Below are 16110 nucleotides of genomic sequence, written 5' to 3'. Positions count from 1 at the left end.
ATTTTGACTCATTGGGAAAGTGGCGAAAACATGTCTCTATCGGTGATCGCGTTCACATCGGCATGACCGTCGGATACCCGATTCCGCGCTGTTCGGTCAGGCAGCCATGACGCCAGAACCTGCATCAAAAGGCACAAGCCAATAAAGCCAACGTTCGTCCAGGTGAATGCCTGCGGTGCAAAAGGCGACATCACGCATACATAGGAAACGCGCAAGAAAATCAGCAGGGAAAACAACGAGACTGTTGGAAAGAGACGCCGCGCGCTCCAAAGCAGCAATGCGTACAACGCGAACATCGAAAACATCGCGCCGAAAGGGCCAAACGCCAGCAGGAATGGAAAGAACTCCGATCCCACATTGATAGTCGATGCATCCAGAGGGATGTCTGTGCCTGCCGTTGCGACGGAGCCACTCATGGGGACCACTTGATTGATAAGAAAGCTCGCGTTCGAGTAATGCTTGGCCAACATCGCGCTGAAGTTATACGGGCCGGCGCTGATATAAAGCAGCAGCCACTTGACGCCCGCCGGAGCAGCGCGATACATGGCGCTGAAAGGCAACGTAATAGCATCCAATGATCCTGACCGCAGCGCACCCAAGATCGAGAAAACACTGCCGCCCAAAAAGGCGAGAAAGCCAATCGCCTTCCACGGCAACGGTTTTGCGTCGTCTCTTCGCAAGACGAGAACGAGTGCGAACGAAAACAAGGTGGCGAAGATTCTGTTCCTGTCGATCACCAGCACCGGAAATACAAAACTAATGGCGATGAGAGTGTTGCGAAGCCATTTGCTTTTAACGCAGAGAAGCCCGATCGGAGCAAGCGTCCAGCACATGTCCGAGATGTGCCGGACGTGCTCGCGGCCATTTTCCATCGCGGCATAAGCGGCAGGATTGTCGAGCAACGGAATGGGGAAAAACGAGATATCGAGTAGGCAGAACAAAACGACCAGAGCCGCAAAAATCAGCGCGACGAATGATTCGCGCGTACCGGCATAGTGGCGCGAACGAAATTGTGCACTAGAGGGAAGCCACGCTCCGGCGAGTACATCGAACAACATGACGGCCAATGACACTGAAGCCAGCAGCAGGACGCCTTCCAGATAACCGACCGGCAGATCGTACGTGAGCAGCGCAAACCCACAGGATAGAAGAATGGGAAACCCAAGATAGGTCGAAGGGCGGCGCAGGAAGCGTTTCATACTTCCTCCAGACCATGATGGCTTACCGAGGGAAACCTGACCTTGGAGGCAACCAGCAGCAACAGATAAACCATCATGTGAAACAGCAAGGGCCAAAGCCGTCTCTCACAGTACGAGACCTTGGCACCGATGTAATGGGACTGCGCCCTGAGCAAGGTCTTGTAAGGTTCCTCGAACAAGCTTTCCAAACGTATCGCTACTTGGCGCGATTCGGCGAGATGCATGACGCGGGTTGCTACGTTTCTGGTCTTGCTCAGATTGGCTTCGTGAAGGCGATAGGCGCAGACACTGACATCGATGAAGCCAAGCGCGTCGCGCGCCGCCAGACGCAGGAAGAAATCCCAATCATCAATACGCAAACCCTCAGTCCAGCGATTGACGGTTTCGAGTGCGTTCGATCTGATCAAGGCGACGGGACCGCCGATGGCCCACTGGCTGATCACCGCGCGGCGTATTCCTTCGTCGGAGCGATAAAGACGTTTGTTGGCACCGTGCAAATCACACATGCCACTGGCGTATATCTTGTTTCCGTAAGGATCGACGACGACCGAATCACCGATCACCGCGCCTTTGCACGGATGCGACAGCAGATAGCGGACTTGGGCATCGAGACCACCGGGCAGCAGATAGTCATCGCTGGCACCCAACCGTAGAAATTCTCCGTTCGCACGTGCCGCCAATTCGTTCAAGGTTGCCGCGACGCCCTTGTTCTCACGGCGCACGTACTCGATCGGAAGCGCCATGCAATGCTTCGCCACCCAATCGTCAATTCGTTCGGCGGTTTTGTCGGTCGAGCCGTCATCGATGATGATGAGCTCCTTGGATGGATAAGGGTCTTCCAACACACTATCGAGACAGCGTTGTACGAAACGCTCATGGTTGAAGGCCGGTATCAGCACGGAGACCAGCGGCATCGCTGCCGTGTTCAGCGATACATCATCGGCCATCATCTCAGCGCCCTCAGGTAACGTTGTGCGACCAGCACATTGAACGCGAGATAGAAAAGGTAGTTCACCAGGAAGGCGTACATGGCGCCGATGAGGCCGAAGTGCATGGTGAACAGATAGACCAGCGCCAGATAGCTGGCAGCAAACACGCACTCGGATATCACGAACAACCGTGTCATGGCCTTGGCCAGCATCATGTAGGAAAGAATGAAGGAGGCGATCTTGATCACGTCGCCCAACAATTGCGGGCCGTACAGCGCGTTGGCAGATGCAAAGCTCTCACTGAATAACAAACGTGTCACCATACCCCTGAAGAGATAAACCGCTGCTGCCAGAACAACGACGACTGGCAATATGTACCGGTAGGCATTGCGCAGCTCGTGTATCAACGAAGCACGCTCATGGGTCGATGCAAGCTTGGGCAAGTAATAGATGTTGATGGCTGTGGTAAGGAACAGCAGATAGGCATCCGACACCTTGCTCACTGCTTGCCAGTAGCCGACCCGCTCCCAGCCGAACTGGAGAGCGAGGTGATCGCGAACCGCGATATTGATCAAGGGAGGCAGCAGCGCAGAGGTGATTGTCATCACCGAAAACGTCGCGAGCCGCATGGTCATTTCACGGTCGAAATGCATTCGCAGCAGGCGTCGGCGGAAGTACGAACTTCGCCACCATGCAGGCAAACCGAAGGCGAGCCACAAGACCTGGCTTACGACAAGAGCCAACAAGGCACCGTACAGATGAAGCCAGCGGGACAGCCAGACCATCATCACCGTGCCGACCAGCGATCCCAGCACCTGGATAAAAGCCAGCCGGCGTACATCCATGAAGCCGTTGATCACAGCGAGAATGTAGTTAACGAGCGCAATGCCAAGCTGAGCCACGGCGAGTACGCGAATCAGGCCTTCGTAACCCGGGTCGCCCAGAAGCCAGAGAGCGATCTGCCGGCTGAATAGCAGAGCCACACATCCCATGAGGCTGGATGCACAGAGTGCGTACCAAAGCGCTGCGGAAAGGAGGCGCGACAGTCGTTGCGGATCACTGCGGTATTCGGCAACGTACTTGACGATGGCCGCACTTATTCCGCCACCGGCAAGCACGGCCAGCAACGACATGAGACTCATGAACTGACCCAGTTTGCCTACGCCTTCGGGACCGGCAAACGATGCCACCAGTTTGATAGCGACCAGACCCGCCAGCAACCGCGCCGCGGTACCGATGGCCGTATAGAAACCGCTGCGGACGATGTTCACGCGTGACACTCGAACGTCCGACAAGCATCGATGACGCGATCCGCGGCGTCATCGCTTAGCGTCGGTCCCATCGGGAGACTCAGTATTTCGTCATGCAATTGCTCGGTCAGCGGCAAATGGATTTCCCGCAGGCAGGCATAGGCCGGTTGCCGATGCGGCGGTATCGGATAATGCACCAGGCTTTGAATGCCATGCGCCTGCAGGTGATGCTTCAGAGCGTCACGGTATGGACAACGAACCACGAAGAGATGCCATGCGTGCTGTTCTTCCCGCGCCACGGCCGGCAACTCGATGTGTGAATGAAGAATGCCCTCTCGGTAGCGACACGCCACGCGACGACGTCGTGCAATGTCCTCATCGAGATACCTGAGCTTCACGCGCAGCAGGGCGGCCTGCATCTCATCCAGGCGTGAATTGAGACCCTGGAAAAGATGGTGATATTTCACGTCGGAACCGTAATTGCGCAGCGCTGCAATCCTTTTTGCCAGCAGCGCGTTGTCCGTTACCACGGCGCCGCCATCACCGAGCGCACCAAGATTCTTGGTAGGGAAAAAACTGAAAGCGGCGGCGTCTCCGAATGCTCCGGCTTTGCGTCCCCCACTCATCGCTCCATGCGCCTGGGCCGCATCTTCGATCAATAGCAGTTTGTGCCGCTGTGCCAGTGCGACCAACGCAGGCATGTCAGCCAGCTGGCCGTACAAATGGACGGCCATGATGGCGCGTGTGCGTGGCCCGATGGCAGCCTCCACGCAAGCCGGGGCCATGTTGAAACTTGCCGGATCAGGCTCGACGGGAACCGCGACGAGCCGGTTTTCGGTAATAGCCAGAAAGCTGGCAATGAATGTATTGCCAGGCACGATGACTTCGTCGCCCTCTTCGAGAGCGCCTAGCTCCTTGTAGCCACGCAAGATCAGCGAAAGGGCATCTAGCCCATTGCCCACACCCACGGCATGCCGTACGCCGCAATACGCGGCAAACTCCCGTTCAAAGGCCTCAAGTTCATCGCCGAGCACATACCAGCCCGAATCGATGACCCGCGCAGCCGCCGCTTTCAGCTCATCGGCATATCGTGCATTGACTTCCCTGACGTTGAGGAATGGGACGTCCATCAAAGTACCCATTCGTAAAAATCGTGCACGACGGCACGGGCGCCAAAGTATTCCTTTTGCGCGATCAGGCCACCGTTGAGCACGCGCCCTTCCTGTTCGCTCGATATGCCGAACGTGAAATAAAGTTTCTCGGCGTAAGTGCTGCCGATAAGCTCCGCCAACAGAAGACTGAGCGCGTCCAGCTGTCGCCCTTTCTCCGAGACCGCCATGTACTGGGTATGCACTACCCTGCCGAAATCATAAACAAGGACACCCGCCAGCAAGTCATCCCCGATGCGAGCTTCATGGAGCACGATCTGTTGCGGAAATCGGTCTCTCAGCAGGCACAACTCCGATAAGTTGTGAGTTGGTTGCACGTCGTGCTTGCGCAACACCTCCGACAGCAATCCGTGAAAAGCAGTCAGGTCTGCCCCCACTTGCAATCGGATGCCAGCCTTTCTCGCTTTGTCGACCGAATGCCTTCGGCCCTGCGTAAAGTGAAAGCTTTCCCGTAACGAAATGACCGAGGAGATGTCTCGGCGCTTCAGGCGCGCTCCCAGTCGATGCAAGGCATACAGATCCTCCTCGGCCGGGTAGGCATGAAACACATGTGGCACGGCTTTGTAGATGACCTGTTCTACGCCTAGCGTTCGATAGTGGTTACCCATCTGCTCAAACACGGCCAGCGTCGACTCGGCGCGCAGCGCCTGGGTTGTGATCAGTCCGGCATAGGTCAGGCCGCCGTGACTGGTCACCACGTTGTCCTGGATATTCGCGGGAAAAACCGCCACGGCTTCGCCATTCCGCTCGACCATCAGCGATCGGTCGACAAAGCGATCGGCGTGATAATCCATGTAGCTGCGACGATGCAGCAGATTGCCGTTTCTGGAACGCTCGACCAACGCATCCCAAGCGTTCGCATCGGCCTGGGCGTAGGCTCTAACCGTGAGCATCTGCAGCACCATCGACGAGGGCATTGCTGACCTCGGCCACGCCGAATCCATCCACGCCCATATCGTTGCCGTTGTAGAACATCAGCAATTTGTCGCGCTGGCGGATCAGCGACGGATAGCAAATAACCTGCGAATCCCATCCGCTGGCGGACAGCGTCATGCCCAGCGCCTCATCATGGCGTTCCCAGCGGATACCGTCATCGCTATACGCAAGGCCAGGAAAGTATTCGCCATTGGCATTGCCTCGCGTGAAATACATGACATACCTGCCGCCGAGTCGATATACGCGCGGCCGACCGATTCGATATTCGCTGCCACGTGGAATCAGACAGACATGATCCTCGCGGGGTATTGCCCGGAGATCGTCCGTCTCTACGTAGCGTATGTGGTAACGCGGGAAGGACTGATCACCGATGATTTCCCAGTCATCGCCAACGGCATACCAGATTCGCCAACGACCGTTTTCGCGCATGACCGAATGCACCGCGCCAATGGTGCTTCGACCATGCGCACGATCCAGGATGGGTGTTTCCCACGCGCGTGAGAAATGATCTCCGCCATCGCTGGAAACCGCCAGCCCGGTAAATGCCAGGAACTTGGCTTTGGCAACGCGCTGAAAGCCGACGTAGAACATGTGCAGGCCGCCGGGCGCGTCAACGATGTCGCCCAGGATCACCCCGTTATCATCGAAACATCCGCCTCGGCCGATGTTCAGCACCGGCTCGGCACTAACGCGCACGATGACTGCAGGGTTGTCTCCCCGTACGTCGACGTAGCCGATACGGCTGACGCCGTCGATATCGCGAAATCCCGCGTAAACACGTATGAGGTCGTCATCGACACGATATGGCGTCGGCGTAAGCGCCGAGCTATACATCCAGCCACCCACGCCATGTCGCGCGGTTTCGAACACCAGCCCTTTCTTGGTCCAATCGAACATCGGCCTTTCAAAGCCTCACATCGAGACTGGACTTGTCGGGCACCGCACGAGCGGGCGAACCCACATAGACCCGGCCGGGTTCCGTATCGCGAGTAACCAATGCGCCAGCACCGATCACATTGTCGGCCGCCACTATCACGTGGTCATTGAAGGTCGCGTTCACGCCGACAAAGCTGTTCTGGCCAATCTCGCAATACCCTGAAATAACTGCGTGCGATGCAACGAATACGTTATCGCGTACAACCGTGCGATGCCCCACGTGATTGCCGCTCCAGAGAATGCAATTGTTTCCTATGCGAACGAAGGGCTGGATGACGTTGCCTTCGAAGATAAAGCTGTTTTCGCCCAGCTCGGCATTGCGCCATACAAAAGCCCGCGTACTGACGTACGTGGCAAACCGGTAGCCCTTGCGTTTCGCATCCTGGTAAAAGCGTGTGCGCAGACGATTGAGCTGGCTGGCTGGAATCGCGACAAACACGTCGACATCCGTTGGCGGGTAATACGTTTCCAATGTCTCGTAGGCCACCACCGGGCGATTCGCCAGCAACGGTTGCGCGAGATGATCGCGTTCGACGCTGAAAGCAACTACGTCATAGTTGCTATCGTGCTCGAAATATTCGCAGGCGATCTGTGCGAACTCACCCGCGCCGATGAGGACTAGCGGCTTTGACATGCAACCACGGCCTCCCCGTATAAAGAGCCACTGAGTTCGCTCAGAAAATCCGCGTAGTCGGTGATGTAATCGGCTGGGTCATAGAGATGGTCCGCCAGCACCATCAATACGCAGTCATCGCTGAAGTCGTAAAGCTCACGCCACACCATGCAGCCAAGCAGCAGACCTTGCGATGGATCGTCAAGCACCACCTCCACCGGTTTGGTGCCGTCATCCAAAAGAAACGTCACGGAGCCACGCACCGCCACCGCCAGCTGATTGAGATGACGGTGTGCATGCTTGCCTCGATGCACATCGCTCTCGGTAGCAAATATGTAATACACGCGCCGTATTTCGAATGGCACGTTTCGATCCTGTTCCAAAGCGATAAGCATGCCGCGGCTGTCGCCATGCTTTTGCAACTGGATCCGTTCGATTTCCATGTTTAGGCCACGCTGTAAATGCTTAGAGGACGACCACGTGCGTGGGTGCCGCTCCACTGACGAAAGGTTGCTTCGACATTTGCGAGCGCTAAAGCGTCTGATTGTTTTGACGATGGCCAGGCCTGTGTTGGCTGGAGTGAACTACTCGCTTCAGCACCCGGCTAGTCGCTTCCGAATTTTTCAAGCCATACCGCGACCGAGACCGCACCGAATCCGCTGACTACGCCATGCAACCTTTCAACGTCCTGCAGGCACTCACTCGCACTAGACCCCGTTCAGATCGCTCGTGAGTCTTGGCGTCAGCTGCCAAAGCAGGTCATGGGGTTGCATGGGATAGGCAAGATGACGGCGACGCGCGAAGGCATCACGGATATGAAACTGGAGAAAGAGACTCTGCCAAAAGGGAGTAGCGATATGGCATTCGTTCCTCTCGTGGAAGGCACGTTGCATAGCCCGCCCGATCAGCTTGCCGAAGAAACCGTACTCGCGCGCCCCAGGAAGATGGTGGTCCTGCACTGGCTAACCGTACTTTGCCTGATTGCGGCGGTGACATTTATCTTGACCCGGGATCAAGTGGACGGACGCGCGGCGCGACAGTGGCTGCTAGAGGGACATCGCCATTTCGGTTTGTTCGTGCTTGTTCTTTTCTTCGTCCGCCTGGTGCTTCGCATCCGGCTGGGCAAGCTGCCGCATGACGGCAACCTGTCGTGGATTGTTCGTGGCCTGGCGGGACTGACGCATGTCGCCCTGTACGCATTGCTGCTCGCCCTGCCCATGCTTGGTTGGGCTCTGAGCAATGCCGAAGACAAACCGGTCCACCTGCTTGGGGTCACCTTACCGGCGCTTGTGAGCGCTGACGAAGATCTCGCCGACAGATTGCAGGCATGGCATTTGGACGCTGCATGGGTGTTGCTCGGCCTGGTGTCGTTGCATGTCGCTGCAGCACTTTGGCACCACTTCGTCCTGCGCGATGGGGTGCTCCGCATGATGCTGCCCAAGCGCCGTCGCTGATCGGCGCATGACCCCTCATTCACCGTTGCACCCTAACGAAACCAAGGAGACTTCATGCTGTCTTTTTTGAACCGACGCGTGAGGCGACGGCCCGGGAAGATGCTCCTTTGGTGCGGGATTGCAGCGCTGCTGCTTGCCAGTACCACGGCACAAGCTATTCCGGCATTCGCACGACAAACCGGAGCCGCCTGTGCAGATTGTCACGCCGGTGCCTATGGAGCCGGTGCCAATGGACCCAACCTGACACCGTATGGCATGCGCTTCAAGCTCAACGGATACACCGATACCGATGGCCAAGGTTTCAAGATTCCAGTATCCGGCCAGTTAACGGAAACGCACACTGCGCCGGCCCGTGGTCCGAGCAGCACGGATCTTACCGAAGCCGATCTCTACCTGGCGGGGCGCATTTCCGACCAAGTCGGTGGTTATGCCAAGATCGAAGCCGATCACGTCGGCCACGACACCTACAACACCAAACTGAGCAATGTCGATCTGCGTTTCGTGGCCAAGGAGCTCAAGCTCAACGGTAAGGATTTCACGCTTGGCGTGAGCGTCAACAACAACCCGGGCTTTGATGATCCCATTGCTGTCCTGCCGGCTGCCACAAGTCTTGGGCCGCCCGGTGGCCAGGGACCGACAGGCACGTTGCTCAACCTGTCCAGCGCCAATGCGCCGGCTGATCGTCTTATTGGCGCGAGCGTTTACGGCCTGTACGACTCCGATTGGTACGGCGAAATCGGCACGTACCGATCGCTACCCACCTCCGAACAGGATCATCTCGGCTACAACATCGCCGGCGATCCAGGCAGGCTAAGTGATACGGGCTATTTCCGCTTCGCCTATATGAAAGACCTCAAGCGTCAGTTCTTCTCGGCAGGCCTGGTGGGACTGACGACCCGACGGCAACTGCCTCGTACGGGACCGACAGACAACCTTACCGATCTGGGCTATGACCTGAGCTACCAGTTCCTGGGCAATAGGGAAAACATTGTCCAGGTTTCATACGTCAATATCCTTGAGAAGCGCAAATACGGCAGCACGCCAGTAAGTCCGATTGTTCCAGGCCTCACCGCCTTGTCCCGCGGCGCACTGCATGACGAGACATTGAGCGTCACGTATACCTTCAAGCAGACCTATGGCGTGCAGCTTGCGCACCTGGAGAGCAACGGAACACGCGACGCCGTCCGTTTCGCGCCTCTCGGAAACCCGGATACCACCGCCAATCTTCTCAGCATTTTCTGGGCGCCATTTGGCAAGGACGACTCATTTACGTCCTTAGCGAATATGAAGATCGCGGCGACCTGGTTTCGCTTCACACGATTCAACGGTGCGACGAACAACATCTTTGGGGTGCCGTTGGGTAACCCGACAACCAAACCGGGCGACCTCAATGCGTTTTCGGTTTCCGCGAGCGTGGCGTTCTAAAACATGCAAAGGAGTCAAAAGTGACGAAGCTACCATTGGGGCTATGTGCCGCCACGCTTGTCTTCGGCTGGTTGCTGGCCTCCCCTTCTGCACGAGCCGGTGATACCTCCGCAGGGTCAGACGTCTTCAAGACGGAGTGCTCCGAATGTCATAGCGTCAAGCAAGGGCGGAACAAGAAAGGCCCCAGCCTGTTTGGCATCGTGGGACGTCCCGCAGGTACGCTGCCGGATTTCAGCTACTCGGATGCACTACGACAAGCCCATTGGCTCTGGACAGCGGAAAAGCTGCACAGCTATTTATCCCAACCGGCGAAGCAGGCCAATCCCGGCACAAAAATGAAATACGATGGACTTAACGACCCAAAGCAGCTCGAGGATCTCATTTCCTATCTGGGCACTGTGCACTGATGACATTCCCCAACCTTGGTAGACCTATAGGTCCGACATGTCTTTCGTCGGGTCGCTTTGCCACAAACTATCGCAGCACCTGCTCCTTCAAATGATGAAGTGATGTTGCACAACAGTCCCCTGGTCAGCATTCATGGGGTGCCTTTCGTCGTGGCCTGTCCGCCGTCACGACGCCGCTTTTGTGTGCCTGAATGATGCAGGTGTCTTGCCCCTTCCCTGCGAAAGTTATTTTGCGCCGATGGGGTCGCCAGTTCAGGCGCATCTACCTTTGCATGCGTGAAGTTTCTCCTGCCCGCATCGGTGCTGGTTACATTTCATTGGCCATCGCGACGGCTCTTTGTGCACCGCTTCATGCTCAGTCATCCGGCATCAATGGCGCGGTGGGGCTCAGTTCGCAACTGGTTGATCGCGGTATCGCGATCACGCCCGCCACGCCCACCCTGCAGGGAGCTGTATCCTGGACCTCTCCAGCGGGTTGGTCATTTGGTCTTTTGGGAAGTACTGAAGTGCGCTCGCCAGGACACCTGGTAGAGGCCTCCGCCCAAGCGTCCCGCTACTGGTCGCTTTCCAGCGACTGGCAAATGCAGGCGAGCGTCCTTTACTACAGCTACCCCGGCAACGCCCGCTCAAGAGTGTTTGATCGAACGGAAACGAGCATCAATTGGATATATCGGGACATTCTGACCTTTGGTCTTTCGGCCATACACCTCATCGGTGCCAGTGATCAGCCGCGGGGGGCCGCCGATCTCGATCTCCGCTGGCCTTTGCCGTGGCATTTTTCCCTTTCTGCAGGGACAGGTGTCGCCCAGTCCCTTATCGCGCCACATAGCCCCTATGGCTACGGCCATGCGAGCATCTACCGCTATGGTCACGCGGGGCTCGCATGGGATGATGGTCCTTGGCGAATAGAACTCGACCGCATTACGACGGATTCAGAGGTTCGACAGCAGTGGGGTAGTCCGAGCATTTCGCCCTGGGTCGCTACGATTTCGCGATCCTTTTGATTCAAAAGCAACCTTTTTGCGTCGAAACTGCACCTACGTAGCAGAATCTACCGCAATCGGATGAGCTCTCCCGAAGCCATGAACGACGCCGACATTAACACTGACGCAATAGACCGATCGCTGCTCCAACGCATGGCGACGGGTGATCGTGTTGCGCTGGCGACGCTATATCACAGTTACCACGGCAGGTTGTGCCGCTTCCTGTCCCGGCTGACAAGGCGTGCCGATGTCATCGATGAAGTCATCAACGATTGCTTTTGGATCGCCTGGCAGAAAGCCGGTGAATTCCGTGGCGACTCACGTGTTTCGACGTGGATCATGGGCATTGCCTATCGCTGTGGTCTGAAGGCCTTGCGGCAGCGCGGCGACGAACCTGTCGCGGACGACACGCTGCCTGAAGAGCACACTCCCTCAACAGATCCAGAGGAAGATCGCGAATTGCGGGATTGGCTAGGCAAGGGACTGGACCGTCTATCGGCCGACCAACGTGTCGTGATCGAGCTGGTCTACGGCGTGGGTCATAGCCTGGACGATGTTGCCGTCATCATGCAGTGCCCCGTGGGTACGGTGAAAGCACGTCTGTTCCATGCACGGGTCAAGCTGCGCAATGTTCTTCCAGCCTTGGCTGGCAGTCCACCCATATACAAGGAGGGCGTGCGATGACGTTCCCGATGAATTCTGGCCAGGACTGTCTCCGTGCATGGGAGGCGATGCCGTCGGTACTGCAGCATGGTGCCACCCACGAGCAAAGCGAATGGTTGAACGAGCATATGGCGCACTGCGATGCATGCCGAGCGGAATACGTTCAGCAAGGTTATTTGCAGCGCGCCATGTCGTTGCCGTCGGATATTTCCGTCGATGCGAGCGCCGGATTGAAGCGCTTGATGGGTCGCATCGATGCACCTGATCTTGAGGAGATCCCCCTTCGTTCCCGATCGGCAAATTGGTTGAGCCGGGCACTGGTCGCCGTGGTGCTGATCCAGGCCTTGGGTATCGGTGCGCTGAGTTTGAAATCCTGGTCGACTAGCGGCACCCCGCTTTACCGCACGCTCAGCCAGGAGGCCGTATCCACACCACCAGACGCACTCCGTGTTGTGCCTGATGCAACCATGACGCTAGCCGATTGGGATGCGTTGCTTCGTGCGCTCCAATTACAGGTGGTCGGCGGCCCGAACGACGTTGGTGCATACACTGTTGCACCGACAAGCCCTGCTTCAGCGGCGCAGCATACATTGCAGCGACTACGCGCCACGAAAGGCATCCGCTTGGCAGAGCCCGTCACCGTCAAGCCATGAAATACGCTGCACTCATGCTCGTCGTTATGGGGATGGTTTTGAACGGCTGCGCGCAAACACGTTCTGCTGCGCCTGCGGACAAGCTCGCAAAACCCGGCCAGACATCGGCTGCCAGCGTGGCTGCCATGGATAGCCAGCGGGATATCGTACTGGCGGTAGCCAACCCGCTTGAACCACTCACCACACACGCTGGCTCCAACCTTCTGGCCTATGGGCCGCCAAGGTACGGCGCCGGTCAACGCGCGGCATCCAATGTCGCTGCCCTGAAGCAGAGTTACGGATTGCATGAGGTCACCGGTTGGCCCATCAAAGCGCTCAACGTGTACTGCGTCGTAGTGGAGCCGCCACCAGGCATGGCCAGGGATGTATTACTCAAGGCTCTTATCAAGGACGAGCGCGTGCAACTCGCGCAACCGCTTCAGGATTATTCCGTTTACGCCGAGAAGTCGCCGGACACGCATCACTACAACGATCCCTACGTCAATCTCCAACGCGGTTTCGTGGAAACCGATGCGGCCCTCGCGCATAACCTCAGTCAAGGCAATGGGGTTCATATCGCGATCGTCGATACTGGCGTTGACTTGACGCACCTGGATCTTCAGGGACGGGTTCACGATATACACAACATGGTCGATGACGATGCGTCGGCGTTCAACCAGGATCACCATGGCACGGAAGTCGCGGGCGTTATCAGCGCCGATGGAGACAATCACCAAGGTATTGTTGGCATGGCGCCCAAGGCCGTGCTCAGCATTTACAAGGCGTGCTGGTATCCGCCCATTCCGAATGCCGGCGCGCGCTGCAACTCCTTCACACTCGCCAAGGCTTTGGCGGCGATCATTGATACGGATGTCCGCATTATCAATATGAGTTTGGGTGGCCCTGCGGATCCGCTGCTTAACAAGCTGCTTGTCCAGTTGCTGACCCAACACCGCATCGTAGTGACGGCAATGCCGCCCGATGGAACCGTCAACGGATTCCCCGACAACGCACCAGGAGTCATCGTCGTTCGTGAAAGTGGTACGTCTACAGCACCCCCCGGCGTTTTGAGCGCTCCCGGAAAAGACATTTTGACTACCCAGCCTGGTGGTGGGTATGACTTCACTTCCGGATCATCCATGGCTGCCGCGCATGTGAGCGGTATCGCCGCTTTGTTGCTGTCGCTCTCGCCAAAACTAGATGCGCGTACGGTCCATGATCTTTTATTACAAAGCAGCAAGGTCTCCAACGGGACGCTTCAAGTGAACGCAGCATCGGCGGTATCGGCACTGCACGGCGCAGGGCAAGCCACCCCATGAGTTGGACAACTGGTCATGTGTCGATGCTTGGAGTCGATGAACAACGACCACCGAACCATTGAAGGGGATGAGTGGTGAATGTTGCTTTCTATCTTGCAACGGCGGCAATGATCACCTTTGCACTGTTCTTGATAGTCCGACCACTGATACGAGAAGGTCTCCACACAAAACAGTCCCTGGGTTTGTTTGTCATCGCGTCGGCTGTCACGGTCTTGTTGCCGGGAATTGCGATCTATCTATATACCTTGCTGGGAACACCTGCCGCACTTGATGACCAGGTCGTTCGCGGCACGCATGTCCGTTCCAATGCCCTGCCGGCAGCCGACGTATTGAATTCGCGTGTCCAGCAGACACAACAAAATATCCAGAAGTGGATGCAAATGGCGCATGCCTATGATGCGCAGAAACGCGCGAATGAAGCCCGTGGCGCTTACGAGCAGGTGCTGAAGATTGATGCCAACAATACCGTGGCGATGATCGGTTGGGTCGAGGCAGACATGGAACAGCATGCCAACTACGCTATCGGCGCGCACGCACGTCAGCTGCTCGAACAAGCCATCGCGTTGGAACCAGATAATCAGCGCGCGCTATGGCTAGTCGGGATAAGTGAGTTCCAGCAAAGAGACTATGCGGAAGCTTCAACAAGCTGGAGACATCTGCAGCGACTGCTGGATTCTGGCTCCGCTTTGGCACCGTCAGTTGCACAACAAATCGCGCTTGCTGGTGCAAAAGCAAAGACGCACCCTGCCGAGACACTTCTGCAATAACGCAGCATATTCACGCTGGCATCCATACTGCCGAACCTTTCGCAAAATGGATCAAAGCCAGCCGTCGGTTACCGTGAGTCTGCCCAGACCAACGTCGACGGGGACTCATGACGAACGCATGCGCACCATCGAATGCGGCAAGTCCTTCGCGGCTCTTATTCCTCCGATCTGACCACCTCTGGCCACTGTGCCACTCGGTAGTCAGTTGGCAGGTTGACTGGTCGATAGGCCGTTAGCCGCTCGATCCGCTCGAACACCGTTTGATGGATGAATGCCCCATCCGGAATGACACGCGGCTCGGCACGCGGCAGGTACCAACCGAGTAACGAACGGCGCGACTTCCATTCCCGCCATTTGGCCCTCTTGGGCAACCATTCAAGAAGCTTCCATCCCGTAGTCATCGACACGTGAAGTTTTGCCGTCGCATCTGGAGCAACATATACATGATTGCTTCCCTTTCTTGGACGCCCAAGAACGAGATGATTCACCATCGCACGATTGACAAGGAGACCTTTGGCATGGGCTTCCTCGATCATCCAGAGGAGCGGATATTTTGAAAGGCCGCTTTCGGACTCGAGATAACCGCCACCGATATCGGCATGGACACCTGCGAACCAAACCTGAAGGACATCTTGGGGGATTTCAGAAGCCGGGTTAAAGGGAGCCGGTCGATATGGCTGCCCTTCCTTCCATGCGTTCAGCCGGAACATTCTCCTACGCTCGTCGATCGCCATCGCTTGTCGAAAGGTCTTGACGCTTGAATTGGTCCGAGTGAAACGCAGCGTTTGCAGGTCAGGCAGAAACGTATCCTCGCTGGGAATAATGACCGATGCAACCGTATCCCACACGCCTACAAACTCGATACGAATCGTCTTGACGCCGACGACCCGGCTGAAATGCCAGGCCGCCTCAAGTTCCGTGCTGTGGTTTTCATCGCCCGTGTCAGTCTTGCCATCCCCAGGCTTTCTTCGATTCACGCGCTGGCTGTCGGCGCTTGATCTCTTGAAGGCTGTAAGCGCGTATCCGGCCAAATTGAGTTGATCGGGACGGAGCACGCCGATGACATGGATAAAGGCAGCGAGAACGCGCACCGTGTAGGCACCTCGGCTGAACCCGAATAGCCAGACCTTGTCGCCCTCCTCGTAGGTCTGGCTCAAGAAGCGATAAGCACCCAGCACATCGTCATCGAGCCCATAGCCAGTCACCAGGCCAAATACACCACGCGCCTCTTGTTTGAAGCGTTGCCAGGCATTCTTCTGACCAATAGTCCCGATGCCAGGATTGTAGTAAACGCGTTGGCGATCGCCCTTTTCGAGAATTCGGTAAAGCTTGAGCACATTCGAAATAGTGCTGTCGATCTGATTGCCGGTACCGTCACAGCAAATGACAATATTTTTCGGCATTGCCCCCCCTACCCCGCGCCTAACG

Annotated in this window: 17 protein-coding genes; 8 read left to right on the top strand and 9 right to left on the bottom strand. The window is 56.9% G+C overall.

The annotated features are described in order from the left end of the window. Window positions 1-8: 8 nt before the first annotated feature. Genes HDE80_RS08605 through HDE80_RS08570 form a run of 8 tightly spaced genes read right to left on the bottom strand, consistent with a single transcriptional unit; the run spans window position 9 to window position 7475 of the window. Window positions 9-1199, bottom strand: coding sequence for a hypothetical protein (locus HDE80_RS08605; protein WP_255483638.1), 1191 nt, complete (start codon window positions 1197-1199; stop codon window positions 9-11). Next, on the bottom strand, window positions 1196-2146 hold the full coding sequence (locus tag HDE80_RS08600) for a glycosyltransferase (RefSeq protein ID WP_184602182.1): 951 nt from the start codon (window positions 2144-2146) through the stop codon (window positions 1196-1198). The genes HDE80_RS08605 and HDE80_RS08600 overlap by 4 nt, the downstream gene beginning before the upstream one ends. Further along, the gene (locus HDE80_RS08595) at window positions 2146-3399 is read right to left on the bottom strand and encodes an O-antigen translocase (protein WP_184669873.1); all 1254 of its coding nucleotides are present in this window, start codon (window positions 3397-3399) and stop codon (window positions 2146-2148) included. Before HDE80_RS08595 ends, HDE80_RS08600 begins: the two co-directional genes overlap by 1 nt. After that, complete coding sequence (locus HDE80_RS08590; protein WP_184669872.1) at window positions 3396-4508, bottom strand: DegT/DnrJ/EryC1/StrS family aminotransferase; 1113 nt, start codon at window positions 4506-4508, stop codon at window positions 3396-3398. The genes HDE80_RS08595 and HDE80_RS08590 overlap by 4 nt, the downstream gene beginning before the upstream one ends. Further along, window positions 4508-5440 (bottom strand): GNAT family N-acetyltransferase, encoded by a 933-nt coding sequence (locus HDE80_RS08585; RefSeq protein WP_184669973.1) that lies wholly within the window; start codon window positions 5438-5440, stop codon window positions 4508-4510. The genes HDE80_RS08590 and HDE80_RS08585 overlap by 1 nt, the downstream gene beginning before the upstream one ends. After that, window positions 5427-6380: a hypothetical protein gene (locus HDE80_RS08580; RefSeq protein ID WP_184669870.1), complete on the bottom strand. Its 954-nt coding sequence runs from the start codon at window positions 6378-6380 to the stop codon at window positions 5427-5429. The genes HDE80_RS08585 and HDE80_RS08580 overlap by 14 nt, the downstream gene beginning before the upstream one ends. Window positions 6381-6387: 7 nt before the next feature. Beyond that, window positions 6388-7053, bottom strand: coding sequence for an acetyltransferase (locus HDE80_RS08575; RefSeq protein ID WP_184669868.1), 666 nt, complete (start codon window positions 7051-7053; stop codon window positions 6388-6390). After that, a complete protein-coding gene (locus HDE80_RS08570; RefSeq protein ID WP_184602187.1) occupies window positions 7038-7475 on the bottom strand; it encodes an FdtA/QdtA family cupin domain-containing protein in 438 nt (145 codons plus the stop codon). Before HDE80_RS08570 ends, HDE80_RS08575 begins: the two co-directional genes overlap by 16 nt. A gap of 501 nt (window positions 7476-7976) precedes the next feature. Here HDE80_RS08570 and HDE80_RS08565 point away from each other — a divergent pair. The 8 genes from HDE80_RS08565 to HDE80_RS08530 all read left to right on the top strand — a co-directional run bounded on the left by HDE80_RS08565 (window position 7977) and on the right by HDE80_RS08530 (window position 14682). Continuing rightward, entirely contained in the window at window positions 7977-8486 is a 510-nt protein-coding gene (locus HDE80_RS08565) for a cytochrome b/b6 domain-containing protein (protein ID WP_184669971.1), read from the top strand. Window positions 8487-8540: 54 nt separating this feature from the next. Continuing rightward, a complete protein-coding gene (locus tag HDE80_RS08560) occupies window positions 8541-9911 on the top strand; it encodes a cytochrome C (protein ID WP_255483637.1) in 1371 nt (456 codons plus the stop codon). 35 nt (window positions 9912-9946) lie between these two features. Next, the gene (locus tag HDE80_RS08555) at window positions 9947-10318 is read left to right on the top strand and encodes a c-type cytochrome (protein WP_221437496.1); all 372 of its coding nucleotides are present in this window, start codon (window positions 9947-9949) and stop codon (window positions 10316-10318) included. 272 nt (window positions 10319-10590) lie between these two features. Beyond that, window positions 10591-11322 carry a TorF family putative porin gene (locus HDE80_RS08550; protein ID WP_184669866.1) on the top strand — a complete coding sequence of 244 codons (732 nt, stop codon included), beginning with the start codon at window positions 10591-10593 and terminating at the stop codon, window positions 11320-11322. Window positions 11323-11400: 78 nt separating this feature from the next. Next, window positions 11401-11985 carry a sigma-70 family RNA polymerase sigma factor gene (locus HDE80_RS08545; protein ID WP_184669864.1) on the top strand — a complete coding sequence of 195 codons (585 nt, stop codon included), beginning with the start codon at window positions 11401-11403 and terminating at the stop codon, window positions 11983-11985. Beyond that, window positions 11982-12617 (top strand): zf-HC2 domain-containing protein, encoded by a 636-nt coding sequence (locus HDE80_RS08540; RefSeq protein ID WP_184669862.1) that lies wholly within the window; start codon window positions 11982-11984, stop codon window positions 12615-12617. The genes HDE80_RS08545 and HDE80_RS08540 overlap by 4 nt, the downstream gene beginning before the upstream one ends. Continuing rightward, a complete protein-coding gene (locus tag HDE80_RS08535) occupies window positions 12614-13915 on the top strand; it encodes a S8 family serine peptidase (RefSeq protein ID WP_184669860.1) in 1302 nt (433 codons plus the stop codon). The genes HDE80_RS08540 and HDE80_RS08535 overlap by 4 nt, the downstream gene beginning before the upstream one ends. 74 nt (window positions 13916-13989) lie before the next feature. After that, window positions 13990-14682, top strand: a complete 693-nt coding sequence (locus HDE80_RS08530; protein WP_184669858.1) for a C-type cytochrome biogenesis protein — start codon at window positions 13990-13992, stop codon at window positions 14680-14682. Between the two features lie 155 nt (window positions 14683-14837). On the opposite strand, the gene HDE80_RS08525 is transcribed toward HDE80_RS08530, so the two are convergent. Next, window positions 14838-16085: a DUF2235 domain-containing protein gene (locus HDE80_RS08525; RefSeq protein WP_184669856.1), complete on the bottom strand. Its 1248-nt coding sequence runs from the start codon at window positions 16083-16085 to the stop codon at window positions 14838-14840. Between the last annotated feature and the right edge of the window lie 25 nt (window positions 16086-16110).

The organism is Rhodanobacter sp. A1T4 (genome assembly GCF_014207185.1).
Taxonomy (GTDB): Bacteria; Pseudomonadota; Gammaproteobacteria; order Xanthomonadales; family Rhodanobacteraceae; genus Rhodanobacter.
Note: the sequence above shows the minus strand (reverse complement) of the source record. Positions and strands in the feature narration are given on the sequence as shown.